Origin of the sequence: Burkholderia vietnamiensis LMG 10929 (genome assembly GCF_000959445.1) — a bacterium.
Classification (GTDB): domain Bacteria; phylum Pseudomonadota; class Gammaproteobacteria; order Burkholderiales; family Burkholderiaceae; genus Burkholderia; species Burkholderia vietnamiensis.
The window spans coordinates 812261-831880 of the sequence record NZ_CP009630.1; the positions used below are offsets into that span (position 1 = coordinate 812261).

Here is a 19620-nt window from a genome sequence, read left to right on the forward strand (position 1 = left end):
GGAGTTCCTTTATTGCGCGATCTGCGCAATCGACGCGATGAACCATCGATCGACCATGAACCAGGCGACGCCGACGGCGACGCACGAGGCGACCACCCAAGTCAGCGGAGAAATGCGCAGCGGGCGGGCGTTGGTGCGGTTCACCACGATCGAAGCAGGCGCTGCGTGGTTGTCCTCCGCTGCGGTCGTGCGCCCGAGTCGTTCGTCGAGGGTGCGAATAAGCGCCGCACGCGCTGTACTCCCGTCCATCGCAAACCGTCCGGTGAAGCCAAGCGACAGCACCGCGGCGAATATCGCAAGTAGCACCCGCGGCGACCGTGGCTCGAGCAAGCGATCCTCGATGCGTCGTACCAATTCCTCGCCGGCATCGTTTCTCGAGAAACGTTCCTCCTGGAGCGGCCGCTTCTCCCAGCTTTCGCGAGCTTCTCCCGTGAGGTGCTTCAATGCGGCCTCGTCGAGCAGCGCGCACAGCGCGTAGACCGCATCGTTGATCCCGTGATCCGGGAGGCCTCGCAAGCCCAGATCGGAGCGCAGTTGGTCGATCTGCGTGTTGCATTGGCCTCGAAGCGCGTCGAACGACAGCGGCTCTTCGGCCAGTGCGGTGACCGTGCGTGCCGTGTCACGTAACGCAACCGGGAGCAGGGGCGAATCTGCCATCGTCACCGCACTCATGACGGCAGCACCGCATACAGCTCGAGCGACGCTTCAGGAATCGACGCCGGCACGTAGATCTGGCAGGCATGCGCGTCGATCATCCGTTTGAACGCGGCATCGTTGCTGTCCAGCGCGAAGTACTGGTTTTCTATCCGCACGGGAATCGCGGCAGGCAGGCGCGACATCGGTCGCAGTGCGATGCCGAGCAGTGCGGAATTGACGATCTGCTCGACTTCGTCCGGTGCGCCGACCTTGCAGAGGCGCGGCAGGTGCTCGATGAGGGCGTGTGCGGGCATGGCGGCCTGAACCGACAGATAGTATTCAGCGCCTTCCGTCAGCCGCTCGTCGTTGATTCGGCCAACCCATATGGTCGCGCGCACGCGCTCGAGTGCAATCGGCACGACTCGGGACGGAATCACGGCGTCGAGCAGTGTTCTGATCAGCGATTCGAGCTCGGCAAACATCGGCTCCGGTGCGTGGTGATCGTATAGCGGAATCGCCTGGAGCGACTCGGTCGTAGAGAACGTCAGCAGTGAGCCGGCCAAGCGGGCGAGCACGGCGTAGAGCCGTTCCGGATGCTGGTCCGGCGCCTGTACGAGACGGGCGAGTTCGGGCCAGGTGCTATTCACGCTATGTAACAGCCAGAAGAGCGCCACGTCGGACACGGCGAAATCGGCGATCTGATCCGAGCGCTCTTTGCGGCGCACCGCAAGGCTGGCGCTCTTGGCAGACAGGATTTCGGAGATGCGCTGCGTGCGATGCACGAGGCGATCGCTCGCCGACAGGAACAGGCACGGCGGGACGAAGCTCTTGTCCTGTTCGAACCGCCCTTGTGGCGTGCGCACGAGCCGCGCGATCGGACAGGTGACGTAGTCTCCGGCCTGCTCGAAGTCGAACAGAAGGGCTACCACGTTGCGCTCGACACTGATTTCTTCCTGTCCGTCGCCGTTCAGATCGGCAACGTGCTTGTATTCGCGGGTCACGCGCCGCGGCCGCGCAGGCTTTTCGCCGGGTTCGACGCAGTTGCCGCCCTGAGCGTCCATCAGTGCTACACCAGCAAGCACGGTCACGCTGTCGACCGTTGTCGGCACGTCGTCGAGACTGCGTGCCGCAGGAAGCCAGTCGGCCGTTTCACTATCGATCAGCGTACCGTCCGGCAGGCGCAGCCCGAGCGCCGTGCACTGAAGTCGATTGACGCTCAGTGCTTCGCTGTCGAGCGCAACGTGGACGGCACCCCAAGCGTCGGGGCTCGCGATACGGGCTACACGGTCATGGACGTATTGTTCCCATATCGCCTGCTGCTGGAAGTGCTGCGGCGTCATGAAAATCCCCTTGGCCCACAGCGGTCTGGTTATCTTCATCTTGTTGGTTGTTCTGGAATGGAAGTAGCGGTGTAGAGGTGCGCGACGGAACGCGTTCAATGTTTCGCTTTCGGCATCTGCGAAACCAGGGAGAGGTTGATGTCGACGCCCTCGATCTGAAAATGCGGGACGATGAACAGCTTGATGCGGAAGAACCCCGGGTTGTCCTCGATGTCCTCGACCGTGACCTTGGCGTGCCGCAGCGGGTGTGCCGCCTGAAGTTCATCGCCGGGATCGGTCATTTCCGTGACAAGCGATTTAATCCAGGTATTCAGCTCGAGCTCCAGCAATCGGCTATCGCGCGTCGTGCCGATGTTTTCGCGCTGGATGAGCTTCAGGTAATGTGCGATCCGTGACAGCAAGAAGATGTACGGTAAACGGGCATTGATCCGGCTATTCGCGGAGGCGTCGCGTGCATCGTAAGATCGCGGCCGTTGCGTTGAATGCGCCGAGAAGAAACACGTTTGATCGTGATTGCGGGTATACGAAAGGGGAATTAGGCCGATATCGGCGAATTCATTCTCGCGTGTTTCCGAAATCAATGCGTCCGTGGAAATCTTACCCAGTTGCCCGGCGCCGAGGTCGTACCGATGCGCGGGAATGTCATTGATGACGCCACCCGCTTGCGGGCCGCGAATCTGCACACACCAACCGTTTCGTACGAAGCTGCGCACGATATTGACCGCAAAAGCGAACGCCGCGCTTGTCCACAGATATGCGCTGCGACCAGATTCCCTGACATTCTCGGTGTAATTGAATGCGCGCACGGGCATCGTATCGAATCCGTACGGCAAACGTGCAAGGAATCGCGGCATTGTGAGCGCGATGTAGCGTGCGTCCTCAGTTTCGCGGAAGCCCTTCCACTTCAGGTATTCGGCGCGCTCGAACCAGCTCGGCAGATCGCGGATGCCTGCGACGGCTTCCATCGTGGTTTTCCCGAAGAACGCAGGCGAGACGGCGCCGATGAACGGCATATGGGCCGCGGCCGCGACTTTCGAGATATTGCGCAATAGTGCGATGTCCGGGCCGCCGTGATCGAATTCAAAGGCCGAGACGATCGCGGCGATGGGCTGCCCGCCCGGCATGTCGTATTCGCCGACGTATGTCAGCCGGAACAGGCCACTCTGGATGATGTCCGGTGCATCTTCGAAGTCTTGACGCAGCGCTTCTTTCGAGACATCAAGCACCTCGATTTTGACGTTTTGTCGAAAATCAGTCCGATCCACCAGGAATTGCAGGCCGCGCCACGTCGATTCGAGTGTCTGAAATGCGCAGTGGTGGAGGATGGCGTCGAGCTGTCTGCCGAGTTGATCGTCCAATTCAGCCAGATACCAATCGATCAAATCGGAATCGATGCACGCAATCGTATTTATGCGCATTTCTGAAGATAATTTAGCGTCGGTGTATTGGTCGCATTGAGCGCCTTCACTCATCGGACGTTGCATCTGGCATGGCCGGATAACAGAGGAATGCGACATATAGCATGGCGAACATCTTAAAAATAGCGAAATACGTGAACAATTGTCAGACTTCGGGCAAATACAACAAACGGCCTGAATAATGCGCGCTCGCTCTTCCACGACAAGGGCGAGTGTAGTTACTGTTCTTCCTCGGCTCTGAGCGCGATGCGGGTGTTTGGCAGCGCTATCTGGATACGGGGTTACAACAATGTCGAACCTGTTTGACGATGCGAGGCGGTTCGTATCGGACTTGACCGGGGTGTCGGGGCGCCAGGCATATTTCTTCGAGGTGCCGGGGACCGAGAGCGCAGTTGCACTCTCGGTCGTGTCGGTGATGGCGGTCGAGCGGTTGGGATATCCCACCGAGGTGCGAGTGGTGCTCACGCATCCGCTGCAGCTGGCCCGCACTGACTATCTGAATCGCGACGCGGTCTGCACGATCGTGCCTGACGATGGTGTGCCACATCGTTTCTCCGGTTTTATCGCGCGCTTCTCGACGCTGCAGACCACCGCGGACTTCACCAAGTACGAGATCGTGCTGAAGTCGCACTTCGCGCGACTGGAAGCGGTGAGCACCAGCCGTATCTACCAGCACCAGACGACGCCGCAGATCATTGAGGCAGTGCTGCGCAGCCATGGCTTGGAAGGCCACCAGTTCGCATTCCGGCTGCGCCGCGAGTATCCGAAGCACCTGTTCCGCTTCCAGTACAAGCTCGACGACCTGTCGTATGTGCGGATGCTGATACAGAAGGCCGGCATCTACAGCTACATCGTCGAGACCGAGCATGGCGATCAGGCGGTGTTTGCCGACGACGTCGACCATTACCAGTGGGACCCGCACTTGACGGCGGCGTATCGCGAGACTGCGGGGCTGGAGGCGACCGGCGCCGAGGCGGTGACCGCACTCAAGACGCATACGGTGACCGTGCCGCAGTCGTTCGCCGTGGCCGATTACAACCCCGAGCAGGCGTGGGAGCGGTTCAAAGACGAGGCGAACGTCGCGCCGCAGGACCCGACCACCTATGGGCAGCCGTACGTCTACGGTACGAATCACCTCGATCAGGACGGCGCGAAATGGGAGGCGCAACTGCGCCACGAAGCGGCGATCGCGTGGCAGGTGGTGTACGAAGGTGAGAGCAACGTGCTGGCACTTCAGCCGGGGCGCGTGCTGAATCTGGACGCCGCACTGCCTGACGCGCCGGACGGTCAAGTCGTGATCGAGGTGACGCATAGCGGCGCGCGCGATCGGGCCTATACGAACAGCTATAAGGCGATTCCCGCTAACCGGCGCTTCCGGCTCCAGCTCGAAGACGCGAAGTGGCCGAAGATTGCCGGGACGCTGAGCGCTCGGGTGACGAGCCCCGACAAGTACAAATACGCTTACCTGACCGCGGCAGGCTACTACACGGTCCGGTTCGACGTGGACTTCGCGGACTGGCCGGCAGGCGGGGAAAGCGTGCCGCTGCGGCTGGCAAAGCCCTTCGCGGGCAAGTTGCAGACGGGCTTCCACTTCCCGGCGCTGGACAACGATGAAGCGGTGATCGCGTTCCGGGACGCGGACCCCGACAAGCCGGAGATCATCGGTTTCCACCATCACAGTCAGGCGCGCGATCTGGTGACGAGCGATCGCCGCTGGCTGTCGCGCAACGTGATTCGCACGCAGTCGAATAACAAGCTGCGGATGGAGGACTGGGCGGGGCAGGAGGGCGTCAAGCTTAGCACGGAACACTCCGGCACGAGCCACCTGGACCTGGGCTATCTGGTCGACGAGAAACTGGAGCGGCGCGGTGAGGGTTTCGAACTGCGCACGTCGGGTCACGGTGTCGAGCGCGCGGGCAAGGGGCTGCATCTGACGGCCTACGACCGCCCGGGTGCGAGCGGGAAGCAACTCGACATGCAGGAGACGATCGCGCAACTGGAGCAGGCGCTGGCGTTGGCGAAGTCGCTGGGCGACGCGGCGCGTACGGCTAAGGCGATTCCGGCCGGCACGGATGCGCAACAGCAGATGAAGGACGAGTTCGACGGTCTGAAGCAGCCGGGCTTACTGGCGAGTGCGCCGGCCTCGATCGGCGTCGTGGCAGGCGGCGGCGTGCAGATGGCTGCGAAGGAGAGTATCTCGGCGGTGGCTGGCAAGAACGCTGACTTCAGCGTGATGAAGCGTTTCACGGCGGCCGCGGGCGAGGCGGTCTCGTTGTTCGCGCAGAAGCTTGGAATCAAGATCTTTGCGGCTAAGGGGCCAGTCGAAGTACAAGCCCATAATGGACCAATGTCATTGGTAGCAGACAAAGACTTGACCGTGACAAGTGTCAACGGCGCTGTTTTCGTTCGAGCCGAAACTGAACTGACGCTTGGTAGTGGCGGCGCATTCATTCAGCTCAAGGACGAAAATATTACCGTGGGCGGTCCGCTCGATTTGTTCCTGAAGGTCATCACGATTCAGCAGCAAGGCAAGGCACAGATGCACCTGGCGGCACCGGCGTTTTCGACAACCGTAGTGCCGTTTACGTTCGCCTGCGACGCGTGGCGTCGTCCGATCGATTCGGATAACACGGAATCAACGCAGCCAACGCCAAAGGCTTCCGACTGGAATCAACTCGGCAATCCCGCGGCTGTAAGCGCCGAAGCTCCGGCGCCGCGCCCGCAAAAGCAACAACCAAACTCGCAGCCCGCTGTCACTACGAAACCTGATGTACCGAGTGCGGAGGCAATAGCACACGACGCGCGGGCGAAACCTGCTGCGTTACCTGCTGACAACGAATCGGCGCATGAACCGAAAAAGCCGCTGGCGGATGATGCCGGCACGCCTATTAAGCTGGAGACACCCGTCGTATGCGACTGGCACACGCCAGCGTTCACAGAAGAGCGCACAGATTCGACCGAAACAGTAGAGTACTACGGCTTGGATAGCCACAAGAATGCATGGCCCGACGCCCAAACGTTATCCGGGGCACAGCTAGACACGGCATTTGAGTTGTCATATGACCCTGAGAAAAAGACGCTTTATGCAGCGGTGCGCGTGCAGGTCATTCCTGTTGAATTGTTCAAATGCGATGGCTCTGGGAAGCCTGTGCCAGGCGAAGATGGCAAGCTTGAATCCCGCCCGTTTGATCACGACAAACATTCATTCCTTGTGGCGTGTGGAGTAGACAAGCCGATGAACGGCTATGTTATGAAATATCGCGAGGGGACTGGGGAGAATTTTGACATCAATGCCAAAGCTCGTCAGATTGAGGCTGTTCTCAATGGGCATAAGAGCAAACTGATTTTAAATGGATGCTCACGGGATGCGGCTTGTGGATGCCGAGTCTCGGTTGTGTTTAAGGTGAACTTGCTGCTGAGCGTTAAGGGGGAGAAAGTCGGTGGTGGTAAGAAAATCCATAAAACAATTCATCTGTTTCCCCGAACGCAGCGAGCAGATTCTGGATCATGGGGGGAGGGAATTATGTACCCCGAGGCGCTGCCTGACCAGAGTGTAGTTTGGAAGGATATGCCATATGAGACAAATGTGATCGCGCACGAATGCGGTCATCTTTTCAACTACCCAGATGAGTATTGGAAGTATGGAGGATGGGTGCATGAGCAGTACATCAAAGATAAGAAATTGGATTTTGATGTCGGTTTGCGCAACGATGGAAGGGAAACGTGGCAAATTGCCTCAAAAACAAACGTAATGGGTGGCGGGTGCAATATCCAAGCGTCGATGAGCGACAAGGCATCACCAAGCGCGACAGTGCATCCCTATTATTTGGAATACATCAGGCGACACTTCTGCGAGTTGACCGGAGAAAGAAAGCCGGTCCGGACTCCGGACGGCAAGAAGACGTGGAGAAAATGGAGGGTTGGGTACGATGTTTGATGCCAGAGGGGCTATAAATTTCCATCGCGCATTCAGATTAATCGTCGTAAGCTTTTTTTATGGAATTATAATGCTGCAAGCGATAACCAATGCAAGTCCTCGTGACGTCAACGGCGAAAGGCTATCCATTAGCATTATTGGCGATCACCAGGTTGGCACAAACGCTGTCGGGATATGGATTTCTTCTGGAAAGGTGCGCGTTAGTTTGTCGAATGCATTCGACAAGAATTTTGACGGGGCCGGGGTCGTCGATAGCATTCTGTCGGCTGATGATCTCAAAAGTGCGAGCGACGTTTTCAAGAAAATATGTCAAAGGATTGGTGGGCCGTCGTCGAAGGATTTGCCCCCAGACACACTGAATGTCTACTCGATTCGTTGTATGCGAAACGGAGAAATGACGGAGCACCAGGGTCGTCTTACCGATCTTCCTCGCGATCTGGCAATTGAGTCGTTTGGCTTGTATCAAAAATTACTGACCGACTACATTAGCTCCGGGCAGGTTGTCGTTAAAGTGGGTGCATCTGTATCCGCGGTTCGCAGAGAGCGTGAAGATTTCTTGGTTACGGTGAAATTTTCCAATGCTGGTCAGTATGGGATTAGTATGCGAACGCCGGACGAGTGGGAAAAGAATTGGCAAGAACGGCTTGACATTGGCGGAAGGCGAGTTGGCGGAGGTGATTTATGGAAAGCAAGTCTCGTTGGTCGTCGGCTATATAACAAGTCGGATCTCTCAATCAGAACCGAAGAGCTTCCTATGGGAGGCCGCGGGACGTTTGTAACTATTCCAGCCGGAGGGGCGGTCGAGTTCAAATTCCTCGTTGCACCCGACCAAAAAATCCCGAAGGGTACTTACAAGTTCAGCGTATTAGTCGTCACGACCATGACAACGGAGGGTGATGCGCCGAACTTGAGTCGCGTCAATTTCAGTTCGAATTCTGCCCGTGCTCCTAATTTTACGTTCGACACTGACTATCCGGCGACACCGAACGAGTGGAAAGACTTCGAAGCGCGGCAGCGGGAAAAAATGTCGTCGCAGTCAGTTGGCCCAGGCGCAACCGTTGCAGAACCGGGATATTACCGCAAGGTGGCGATTACCGGCGAGCGCGGCCAGTTCGTCCGGGGTTTGAGCAAAGGCGAGCAAGCCCCAACTCTTGACCGCCCATTTGAACACTGGGTGTGGGATGCCGACTTGGCGCTATCTACGCGATGCAAGCCCGGCGACTCTTGCCCTCGCGACGGTCTCTGGGTCGCTCGAACGATGAGGATGGGATCGGTAGACGCAGACGTCACACATGTCGAACTTGAGCGGCGCTTTCGTGCGGGCGAAATTGCTCCGAGCCTCACAGGTCTGGAGGGGAACGTGTTGCATCACTATTGGCAATGGCTTGGTGCATGAGCGGCGACGCTATGGGTGCTTGTCACGGCGGTAGCAATTGAGTCGGCTGAGAATCGTCCTCGTGCCTGGTTACTCCGACCCGGTACTTTCGCATGCTTCAGTTGGCACGTACTTTTTATTCGTGAGTGTTGATGCGCTCGCCGCTGTGGTCGGGCGCACCGTCACATCTCTTGTCGTTAGAACGATCGTTGCGATTGGGCCTTAAGGGATGAATGACGACCACGATTGGAGAAGGGGAACCACTGTCTCGCCGGGAAATATTCAATGGGTCTGACTGAGTGAATGTATTGGAATCGCAAATTGTATTGGTCGAATTTAATTTTTAGTCAGATTCGGTTTGATTGATGTTCGCGGTAGCATGCGAGGCTTCTCAAAAATAGCGGTATACGTCAACAATTGTCAGACTTCAGCCAAATACAACAATTCCGCTGAATAATCGGGGCTGGCACTTCCCGAGACAGGGTTCGTGCGGCTATCGTTTGTCGCTTAATCCATGCATTGCGCACCTAGGAATTAAACTGCCTGCGACGGCGGTGCGAACAGTGCTATTTGGATACGGGGTTATAACAATGTCGAGCCTGTTTGATGACGCGAAGCGGTTCGTGTCGAACCTGACCGGCGTGCCGGGGCGTCAGGCGTATTTCTTCGAAGTGCCGGGCACGGACTCGGCGGCCGCGCTGTCCGTGGTGTCGGTGAAGGCCGTCGAGCGGATGGGTGCGCCGACCGAGGTGCGCGCCGTGCTCACGCATCCGCTGCAACTCGCACGCACTGACTACCTGAACCGCGACGCGGCTTGCACGATCGTTTCCGACGACGGGGTGCCGCGCAGATTCTCTGGCTTCATCGAACGCTTCTCGACGCTGCAGACCACGGCTGACTTCACCAAGTACGAGATCGTACTGAAGTCGCACTTCGCGCGACTGGAAGCGGTGAGCACCAGCCGCATCTACCAGCACCAGACGACGCCGCAGATCATCGAGGCAGTGCTGCGCAGCCATGGCTTGGAAGGCCACCAGTTCGCATTCCGGCTGCGCCGCGAGTATCCGAAGCACCTGTTCCGCTTCCAGTACAAGCTCGACGACCTGTCGTATGTGCAGATGCTGATGCAGAAGGCCGGTATCTACAGCTACATCGTCGAGACCGAGCATGGCGATCAGGTCGTGTTCGCCGACGACATTGATCATTACCTGTGGGACCCGCACCTCACGGTTCCGTACCGCGAGGTGGCCGGGCTCGAAGCGACCGGTACGGAGGCTGTGACGGCGCTTAGAACTCACGCGGTTGTCGTCCCGCAGTCGTTTGTCGTGGCCGACTACAACCCCGAGCAGGCGTGGGAGCGTTTCCGGGACGACGCAAACGTTGCACCGCAGGATCCGACCACGTACGGCCAGACCTACGTCTACGGCACTCACCATCTCGATCAGGCGGGCGCGAAGTGGGAGGCGCAACTGCGCCATGAAGCGGCGATCGCATGGCAGGTCGTGTACGAAGGTGAGAGCAACGTGCTGGCGCTGCAGGCCGGGCGCGTGCTGAATCTCGACACGGTATTGCCCGATGCATCCGACGGACAGGTGGTGATCGAAGTGACGCATCGCGGCGCGCGCGATCGGGCTTACTCGAACAGCTACACCGCAATTCCCGCTAATCGGCGCTTCCGGCTCAAACTCGAAGAAGCGAAGTGGCCGAAGATTGCCGGGACGCTGAGCGCTCGGGTGACGAGCCCCGACAAGTACAAATACGCTTACCTGACCGCGGCAGGCTACTACACGGTCCGGTTCGACGTGGACTTCGCGGACTGGCCGGCGGGCGGGGAAAGCGTGCCGCTGCGGCTCGCCAAGCCGTTCGCAGGCAAGCTGCAGACGGGTTTCCATTTCCCGGCGCTGGACAACGACGAAGTGGTGATCGCGTTCCGGGACGCGGACCCCGACAAGCCGGAGATCATCGGCTTCCATCATCACAGTCAGGCGCGCGATCTGGTGACGAGCGATCGACGCTGGCTGTCGCGCAACGTGATCCGCACGCAGTCGAACAACAAACTGCGGATGGAGGACTGGGCGGGGCAGGAGGGCGTCAAGCTTAGCACGGAACACTCCGGCACGAGCCACCTGGACCTGGGCTATCTGGTCGACGAGAAACTGGAGCGGCGCGGTGAGGGTTTCGAACTGCGCACGTCGGGTCACGGTGTCGAGCGCGCGGGCAAGGGGCTGCATCTGACGGCCTACGACCGCCCGGGTGCGAGCGGGAAGCAACTCGACATGCAGGAGACGATCGCGCAACTGGAGCAGGCGCTGGCGTTGGCGAAGTCGCTGGGCGACGCGGCGCGTACGGCCAAGGCGATGCCGGCCGACACGGATGCGCAACAGCAGATGAAGGACGAGTTCGACGGGCTGAAGCAGCCGGGCTTACTGGCGAGTGCGCCGGCCTCGATCGGCGTCGTGGCAGGCGGCGGCGTGCAGATGGCTGCGAAGGAGAGTATCTCGGCGGTGGCTGGCAAGAACGCTGACTTCAGCGTGATGAAGCGTTTCACGGCGGCCGCGGGCGAGGCGGTCTCGTTGTTCGCGCAGAAGCTTGGAATCAAGATCTTTGCGGCTAAGGGGCCAGTCGAGTTGCAGGCGCAGAGCAACGCCATGGCACTCACGGCAGAGAAGGATGTAAGCATCGCCAGTGCGAACGGAAAGGTGAATCTCTCCGCCGCGAAAGAACTCATTCTCGAGTGTGGCGGGGCGTTCATCAAGATCGCGGACGGCAATATCACACTGGGCGGCCCGGGCGACCTATTCCTGAAAGTACTCACCATTCAGAAGCAGGGAGCGCAGTCTCTGAATCTGCCGGTTCCGCAATTGCCCGTCCCCGCTGGCGTTGAAATGTTCAGCCAACGGCTCGATGTCAGTCCGCTGCTCGGCAAGGAATTCTCGCTTCCCTTGCACCATATTCCGTATGCGGTGAAAGACTCAACCGGGCGGATCGTTGATAGCGGCATGCTCGACGAAGCAGGGTATACGGGGCGTACGTTCACCAAACAGTCTTCAAAGCTGAAGTACCACATCGGCAACGATCCTTGGCGTCTGTTTCTCGACTCGAAGCACGCCGAGATCGACAACGAGCCTCAGGAATAGGGAAGCACGCACATGGCAACGACTTTTGACGATGCAGCAACGGGATCGACAACGGTTCTCCCGGTCGATGGTGCCGCTTCCAACGCACAAGTGCCTGTTCAAGAATCGGCGACGACGAACGAAGCAGCATCTGAAATCACGACTACATCGACGGGCGCTCCCGCATCGGGAGACACGACCACGTCCGCGGTTGCCCAGGCCGACAAATTTCCTGCAACCCAGACAGCATCGACTGCTTCGTCTAACGACGGGCCGTTGCCGGAGGCCACGACGACGCAGGACTCTGCGCCACGCTCGGGCCTGGAGTCGGGCGCGCCGGTGCTCGATCACGTGTTTGTCGGCCTCGACGGCACGCCGATCAATGGGCTCAAATACCGCTTCGAATCCGACGGCGCAATCATTGACGGGGTGACGGATGGCGATGGCAAGGCCGCTCCCGTCAATTCGTTCTCCGCGGGGGCGGACTGCGCGGTTTTGGTATTGACGGACAGTGGCGCTTACAAACAGGTCGCCTGTTACACCGTGCCAACAGCCGACACATCGGCGACGCTGATGAGCGGAAGCATGGTGTTGGAAAGCGAGACGCAGCCACACGCTGGTTCGTCCGACGACGCGGCGCGTGAGCCATCGCCACCCGTCGATGACACGCGTAGCTCGCAATCGCATCCAGCCTATTCGTCTCAAGATGAGTCGACGGCGGGCGGGGCTTCGAGTGCACCAAGTACCACAAACGACAACACCCCGGCCGCTGCGACGTCGGGAAATTCCGAAACGATAAAGGCCACGGACGGGAGGCCGGGTGCGGCGGCGTCCTCGACGCCGCCAGTCGGTTCAGCAAAGCCGTCGACGACTCCCTTGCCGAAGAAAGGCACCACGATCGCTAAAGGGAGTTCCGGGAAACGTGCGCCGTCGACCACTACGACCGCCGCTCGGGACAAACTTGGACATCCGCAAGCGGCACCGACCGAAACATTTACCGACTGGGCAAGCCACAAGGTACATGCGGCATGGCACTTCATCGAAGACATCTTCGGGCTCGACTCGAACCCGGTGGCAGGGACAGTGGTCCGGCCGCAAACACCGGCGTCTGCACAGGGCGGTGCTGCCAACACGAGTAGTGCGCCACGAAATCTCACTGCGGTGCAATCGCTGATCTCCATTGCGGAGGGCCAGACGGAGCACTCGATGCCGTCGTCGGCCACGGTCGTCAATCTGAAGAAGATCGCGGATGGTTCGATTACGTATGGAAGCAAGCCTTCCAAAAAATCGAAGGGGCAATGCTACATGTATGTGAAGATCGCGCTGTGGCGAGGCAACGCGATCAAGTTCATAAAAAACAAGAAAGGAGATTTTGACGCGGCGGGGGGTAGCTATGCGAAGGTGGCGGGAGAATTCTTGATGTCGCAGGGATTCGTGAATGTCACCGATCAGCTTCCGGATGCGAGATGGGCCTTACCCGGCGACGTGATCGTCTACCACGTCAAGGGTGACGCGGAAACGGCTGACGGTCGTGGCCAGCCCGGTCACATTGACATACGCACGTACCACTACTATGTCAGCGACTTCAAACGAAACTATCTTTGCTTCAGTGGAGGCGGGGGTACGCATTTCTATGAGGTGAGCGGGATCTATCGCAAGCCTGGATACTTCGATCCACTTGCCCTTGCGCGCATGAAAGCTTTTTTGAAGATCATCCGGTCACGGGAGGCCAAAGCGTTTTTTTCATTCGGCGATGAAAAGACCTATTTTGCATCGCAAGGCGTCTACAAGATTCAGAACGGGATCAAGGATTTTTCAACCTATCCATCCAATCCCCAAAAAGCGGAAGACCACCAAGGTGCATACCAGATTGCCAGGTCATCATGGAAAAGAGGACACGCTCTGGGCACCGGCGCGTTACCTTCAGACTTCACTCCCCAGACCCAAGACCGCTATGCGGTGTGGTTGATGGAGGGCGAGCCGGGACGTTTTGGCCCGAAACCGGAATGTCTGCCCGCTCCCAGTGCTTTGGGTTATATCCGGCAGGGTGATATCGATCAGGCAGTGAGTCTGCTTCGCAAGCGTCAATGGCCATCGCTTCCTGGTGGAGGGCAAGACCAAGGCTACACGATGACCGATATGAAGGCGGACTTCGACAAGTACCTGAGAGAATACGGAGGCTCCTAGAATTTGATCGGAATACGAAAAACGAAATTTCTATGGGCGATCAAAATCAAATGAAAAGCAGACTTTTAAAAATCGTTGGAACCGCTCTTCTGGTGACGTCAATTTCGGTCTTTTCGGAAACATCGATCCGCGATTACGTTACCTCGAGAAACAACGCGGTCGAAGCCGTTCATGCGAAATACTCCGATCAAGGGAGCGAACGGTTGAGTCGGGCCGCCGATAAAGCGATGCAAGACGTGCGGATCAAATTGCAAAGACTGGTGGGCGCGGTCAATGCGAAAGGCTTTCCGAGAAGCGGCAAGAGCGTTATTGGTTCAAGGTCGGACGACGAGTACGATGGATTGGACGGAGTCGAGGTGAAATCATTCGATGCCAAAACACTACTTTTCGTTACGACTGTGCCGATTATGGAGTCATGGTTGGCGGTTAATCGGAAAGATTTCAAGCATTATTCGACGCTTCGGAAAATGCTGGGGACTGAAGAATTTTACAATGCGACCGCAACGCTCAACGGAGATGCAGCCGTTTATTCCTATGGCGAAATACCGGTGGCTGCACGAGGCGGCGATTCAATCGCGCGGGCGATTGTGTTTGCCGTCGGACAGGATGACCCCGCACCTAGTCCCCCCGACAACCTCGCCGTGACGGTCATGCAGGGCGATCGCATTTTCATTTTCACCGAGAAAGCTACGGTAAAGGGTATGCCGGCGTGTTCTGTGTCGAATCAACAGACATCGATCACCTATGAGCAATGCTTTGCGAAAAAACTGCCCTCCCAAAGCGAGTATCCCAAACTGGTCAATCAGGCGCAGCGATTGGTTGATCTTGTCTCTCCGCAGTTGCAGCGCTGAAGGTACGTATCGATCGTCGTCTGGTTACTTCACTATGTCCTGGCCTATTCCAACGCTGACCTCGGTTTTCTACCCGAAGCCGCTTGAACTTCGAGTATGGGTGCCCGGCCTCTTGGCACTCGCGGTCGGCGCTGCGGGCGCCTTATTGCTGCTGTGGCCTCATGGAAAATCCACGCACGGGCTTCAATTCTGGGGACTGCTCATCGGCGCTCCGCTTGTGTCTTGCGCGATAGCGCTCGGCATTCGGCTGGACCGCTGGGAGCGCGAACAGACGGTTGCGGAAGAACTGGAGCGTGAGCAAGAGCGGATCATGTCTCTTTGGCAATCATGGTGCCGACGCCACGTTTGTGTAACGGCTTCCGTGGCCATCCTACCGATACCTGTTCCAGCTGCTGGGATGAGGGAGCCCGATGCGGAGCTCCCAGTGAATAGAGGGCGGGCGAGCGCGTTTCCATGGTCGAAGAACAAAACGCTTAAGCAACGACGCGAGAAGTTGCTCAATCAAATCGCAGAAAAGTTGCAGGTGGCGCTTGCTGGGCGGAAGGAGTTGCGCGTCAAGCTGGTTGTCGCCGACGCACCGGAAGAATCTCTGCTCGGCTGGAAAGCGGATGCGGAGGACGCGCTTTGCAGGGTCGCGCCTGCTTGCAAATTCAAGATTGACACCGAACCGGCAATGGCTTGTGCATCGTTTCTTGCGCAGCAGGTCGACCTTGTCGGTACCGAGCCGCATCTGATCATTACTGCACAAATTTGGCCAGACAGTGCGACCAGGCATACCTTCAGCGAGGGCGCCGCAGCACTCCTGATGGAATCGGCCGACGAGGGGCCGGGCCGTGTCTTGCGTCCGATGATCAGCACGGCCGGCACGCGCGACGCAGACCTGAAGCAACTCGCGCAGATGCAGCTCTCACCCGATCACATCACTCACGCCTGGTTCACCCGATGCGAAGCGGAGTCCGGTGCGATTACGGCGGCGTTCACTACCGACACTAAGGTGAGACCGATCGAGAGATCCTTCGATCACATCGTGGGCGAGCCGGGGCCAGCCACCAGCTGGATTGCGCTTGCCACTGCGTATGAAGCATCGCAGGAAGGGGAACCACACCTCGTCGCCTGGCGTGAGCCGGGCGACGAGGTGCTGCATCTCTGCATCGTTCGCGGTGCCTAGCCGCAAAAAAGACAAAAGGAAATCTGAGGTGACGTTGAAAAGACGCATATTGGGCCGGTGCCTGCTCGTCATCGCGGCGATCGCGGCCGTGACGGCGTTGATTCTGTACACCGTCGATCTCAAGGATCTGAAGGCGTGGTCCTCCCAAAATCGGCTAGCTATCGTCGGCGCTGGAGTGATGCTGTTGGCAGCGATCGGTGTCACTTTGCAGCGACGCGGGCTCGTGCAGCTCGGTGCGCAGCAGGCGTCCAAAGATCATGGGCTCGAGCCTCCTCCTCCGATCAACCCCGCTGCCGACGCCGGGAAGAAGCAGGTTGAATCGGCCGCCTTGCAGTTGAAGGACCTCCGCTTCCAGATGAAGCAAATCCGATGGTTTCGATGGGCTTATACGCGCCCCTGGCTGCTGTTGACGGGCGACGAGACAACTATTGGCCGCCTGTTGCCCGACCTCAAAGAACGCGGCTGGCTGCTCGCGGATGACGCGGTGCTGCTGTGGGGGCGCACCGGATCGGACGGTCGGCCCGACGAGATGTGGCTGAAGCAGATCCGTCGCTTTCGTCGCACGCGTCCGCTCGACGCGATCATCCTGATGGTCGACGAATCGACATTGCTGCCCGACGCAGTTCGCGGCACGACAAGTCCATGGGGCATCCACCTCGCGCGTATCACGCACCTGCTGCGTTGGTCTGCGCCGGTATTCGTCCTCGATCTCGACGGCACCGACACCGTTCACCGTGTGGATACGCCCGTCACCGGTTGTGAAATCCCGCACGCTGCTGATGCGCCTGCAATCGAAACCGCGCTACTCGAATTACGCAATCGATTGGCCGACGTCAGTGTCGGCCAGCTCGCGCACAACCCTGCCGACCGCTACGCGTCAGATCTCTCGACCCGTCTCGATACGCGTAGCGCACCGCTGGCTCGCTGGATCGCGAGTTTGTCCGACTGGCAACGTCGTGCCCAACCGGTTGCCGGTGTGATGTTCGCACCGTGGCCGGCATCCGGAGCGACGACAACGGGCACCGACAGTCTTCACTTTCCGTTGTGGCGCTATCTGACCGATGCAGCCAAGCGTACGCCGGGCCGCCGTACGGCGACGCATCCTCTCACGATGGTCTCGGGAATCGCGCTGGCGGCCGTCGGACTGTGGGGCGCCGGCATGCTCATCTCGGGCCTGACGAATGCCCGCGGCCTGGCGCTGACGAATGACGTGCTTCGCACGTTCAATGGCGCCAACAGTCCGGCGACCCGTCTGCGCGCCTTGCTCGCGCTCCAGCAGCGCATCGAGTTCTACGAAGCGCGCGTCGAGCGTCCGACGCTGTTCTCGCGCTTCGGCCTGAATCACGATCAGGACGTGCTCACCGCGTTATGGAAGCCCTATGTGCGCGAAGCGCGCCCGCAACTGCTTGCGCCCGTGCAACAGGACATCGAAGGGCAACTGGTCGATCTCACGCAGATGGCGACCGCCCAAGTCGATGAACAGGTCAATCGTCTCGCTCGCGACGGTCACGCCGCGCTCAAGACGTACCTGATGATGGCGGACCCGTCGCGCGCCGATGCAGCGTTCATGACGCCGCAACTGGTGCGCCATTGGAACGGCGGCATCGGACTGTCTCCGGGCGAAAAGCTCGACCTGTCGCAGCGGCTGCTGGCGTTCTACGCGCAGCACCTCGGCGCGCATCCCGACTGGCGCATCGCCGCGCGCGACGAGCTCGTCGCGGGCGCCCGCCAGACCTTGCTCGCCGTGATCGGCGTGAAAAACTCGGAAGACACGATCTATCAGGGCATCCTCGAATCGGTCGGCCACAAGTACCCGGACCAGACGCTCGCGTCTCTGACCGATGGCACCGACACGCGCGGACTGCTGAAAACCACGGCCAGCGTGCCCGGCGCGTACACGCGTCAGGCATGGGACGGGACCATCGAGGCTGCGATCGACGACATGGCGAAACGCAATGGCGTGACGGCCGACTGGGTGCTCGGCGCGACCGGCGCCAATCGCAACGCGTCGGCCGCGACGCCCGAGGCGCTGCGCGCGTCGTTGCGCATGCGCTACTTCGCGGACTATGCGGACCGTTGGCAAACCTTCATGAACAGCATCACGTGCGAACCGGCGCGGACCTTGCCGGCCGCCGTCGCGCAATTGAAACTCATCGCCGATTCGCGGCAGTCGCCGGTGATCTCGCTGATGAAGTCGCTCGAGTTCCAGGGCGGAGCGGGCGTCGTGAAGACATCGCTGTCCGACACCCTGGTGAACAAGGCGCAGAACATGTTCGCGAGCAAGGACAATGCGCCGCAGCCGGCCGCGCCCGACCCGGCCGGACCGCTCGGCGTGTCGTTCGGCCCCGTGTTGCATCTGATCGCACCGGGGAACGCTGCGACGGCAGGCGCAACGAGCGACCTGAGCCTGCAGCGTTTCATCGAACGCATCACGATGCTGCGTCTGAAGCTGCAACAAATCGCCGACAGCCCGGACGCCGATAGCGAGTCGCGACAAGTCGCGCAGTCGCTGTTCCAAGGCAAGAGTTCGGAACTGGCCGACACGCTCGCCTATGCGCAGCTTGTCGCCGCCAGTCTCGGCGAGCAGTGGGCGGGGATGGGGCAGTCGCTGTTCGTGCAGCCGGTCACGCAAGCCACGCAGGCCATTCTGGAGCCGGCACAGGCGAGCTTGAACGACGCATGGCGCCAGACCGTCGTCGCGAGCTGGAACCGCTCGTTTGCCGGCCGCTATCCGTTCGCCAACACCAATAACGACGCATCGTTGCCCGAGCTGTCGCGTTTCCTGCGACCGCAGGGAGGCTTGGTCGGCTCGTTCCTCGCCACGCAGCTGGCGGGCGTGCTGACGTTGCAGGGCGACCAATGGGTGCCGGCATCGAGCGGTTCGGGCGCGAGCAGCGCGGCGCGCACGATCGATCCGGCCTTTCTCAATGCGATCAACATGCTGCAGCGGATCGCCAATCACCTGCTGGCGCAGGGCGAGCCGCAGTACGCATTCGACCTCAAACCGGTACCCAGCCTCGGCGTGACGGACACGCGCCTGACGGTAGACGGTCAAAAGCTGCACTACTACAACCAGCAGGAGACGTGGCAGACGTTCACGTGGCCGTCGAACGAGCCGCAGAAGGCCGGCACGCGTCTCGAATGGCAGACCGAGCGAGCGGGCACGAACCTGAACATGGAATTCGGCGGCCGCTGGGCGCTGGTCCGGCTGCTGGAGCGAGCACACGTGAGCCCGGTGGATACGGCCACCTATCTGATCACTTGGCAGGCTGCGCCGCAGGCGCCGCAGTCGAAGGCAGGCGCCGCGAAGACGGACGATGGCGAGTCGTTGACCGCGCAGGCGCCGCTCGCTCCCGCGCCGGCATCGCTGGCGTATCCGCTGACCTATCTGATGCGTACCGATGTCGGCAAGGGGCCGCTCGAACTGCTGGCGTTGCGCGGGTTCGCATTGCCTTCACGCGTCTTTGTGCCCCGAACGACGCCGTCCCGAGCGGCCGGTACGGCGTTGCAGCCGCCGCCGCTTCCGCCGGGCGCGCTCGCCGCGGCGCGCCACGCGTCCGTGCCGATCCCCGGCGGGGCGCTGCCCGAATGA

Annotated in this window: 9 protein-coding genes and 1 pseudogene; 7 read left to right on the plus strand and 3 right to left on the minus strand. The window is 59.8% G+C overall.

Annotation, left to right across the window (positions count from 1 at the left end; translation table 11 throughout):
- Positions 1–9: 9 nt before the first annotated feature.
- The 3 genes from AK36_RS03850 to tssC are packed head-to-tail and all read right to left on the minus strand — an operon-like array spanning position 10 to position 3394.
- Positions 10–672 (minus strand): DotU family type IV/VI secretion system protein, encoded by a 663-nt coding sequence (locus AK36_RS03850; RefSeq protein WP_011882423.1) that lies wholly within the window; start codon positions 670–672, stop codon positions 10–12.
- Positions 669–2015: a type VI secretion system baseplate subunit TssK gene (gene tssK, locus AK36_RS03855; protein WP_080938602.1), complete on the minus strand. Its 1347-nt coding sequence runs from the start codon at positions 2013–2015 to the stop codon at positions 669–671. Before tssK ends, AK36_RS03850 begins: the two co-directional genes overlap by 4 nt.
- Before the next feature lie 56 nt (positions 2016–2071).
- A complete protein-coding gene (tssC, locus tag AK36_RS03860) occupies positions 2072–3394 on the minus strand; it encodes a type VI secretion system contractile sheath large subunit (protein ID WP_014724738.1) in 1323 nt (440 codons plus the stop codon).
- 289 nt (positions 3395–3683) lie between these two features.
- On the opposite strand from tssC, the pseudogene AK36_RS03865 reads away from it, so the two are divergent.
- From AK36_RS03865 to AK36_RS03890, 7 genes and pseudogenes are all read left to right on the plus strand, one after another.
- Positions 3684–5951 (plus strand): annotated as a pseudogene (locus AK36_RS03865) (type VI secretion system Vgr family protein); the annotation flags it as partial.
- Positions 5952–7401: 1450 nt separating this feature from the next.
- Entirely contained in the window at positions 7402–8727 is a 1326-nt protein-coding gene (locus tag AK36_RS32575) for a hypothetical protein (RefSeq protein WP_011881739.1), read from the plus strand.
- A 569-nt stretch (positions 8728–9296) separates the two neighbouring features.
- A complete protein-coding gene (locus AK36_RS03870; RefSeq protein ID WP_011881740.1) occupies positions 9297–11843 on the plus strand; it encodes a type VI secretion system Vgr family protein in 2547 nt (848 codons plus the stop codon).
- A gap of 12 nt (positions 11844–11855) precedes the next feature.
- Positions 11856–14009: a hypothetical protein gene (locus AK36_RS03875; protein WP_011881741.1), complete on the plus strand. Its 2154-nt coding sequence runs from the start codon at positions 11856–11858 to the stop codon at positions 14007–14009.
- 32 nt (positions 14010–14041) lie between these two features.
- A complete protein-coding gene (locus AK36_RS32580) occupies positions 14042–14860 on the plus strand; it encodes a hypothetical protein (RefSeq protein WP_144410623.1) in 819 nt (272 codons plus the stop codon).
- Between the two features lie 34 nt (positions 14861–14894).
- Positions 14895–16028, plus strand: coding sequence for a hypothetical protein (locus tag AK36_RS03885; RefSeq protein WP_045577903.1), 1134 nt, complete (start codon positions 14895–14897; stop codon positions 16026–16028).
- A gap of 28 nt (positions 16029–16056) precedes the next feature.
- Positions 16057–19620 (plus strand): ImcF-related family protein, encoded by a 3564-nt coding sequence (locus AK36_RS03890; protein ID WP_045577904.1) that lies wholly within the window; start codon positions 16057–16059, stop codon positions 19618–19620.

Coding starts and splice junctions, on each gene's coding strand:
- AK36_RS03885 (WP_045577903.1), top strand. CDS start 14,895: ATGTCCTGGCCTATTCCAACGCTGACCTCGGTTTTCTACCCGAAGCCG.
- tssC (WP_014724738.1), bottom strand. CDS start 3,394: ATGCGCATAAATACGATTGCGTGCATCGATTCCGATTTGATCGATTGG.
- AK36_RS32575 (WP_011881739.1), top strand. CDS start 7,402: ATGCTGCAAGCGATAACCAATGCAAGTCCTCGTGACGTCAACGGCGAA.
- AK36_RS03850 (WP_011882423.1), bottom strand. CDS start 672: ATGAGTGCGGTGACGATGGCAGATTCGCCCCTGCTCCCGGTTGCGTTA.
- tssK (WP_080938602.1), bottom strand. CDS start 2,015: ATGAAGATAACCAGACCGCTGTGGGCCAAGGGGATTTTCATGACGCCG.
- AK36_RS32580 (WP_144410623.1), top strand. CDS start 14,042: ATGGGCGATCAAAATCAAATGAAAAGCAGACTTTTAAAAATCGTTGGA.
- AK36_RS03870 (WP_011881740.1), top strand. CDS start 9,297: ATGTCGAGCCTGTTTGATGACGCGAAGCGGTTCGTGTCGAACCTGACC.
- AK36_RS03875 (WP_011881741.1), top strand. CDS start 11,856: ATGGCAACGACTTTTGACGATGCAGCAACGGGATCGACAACGGTTCTC.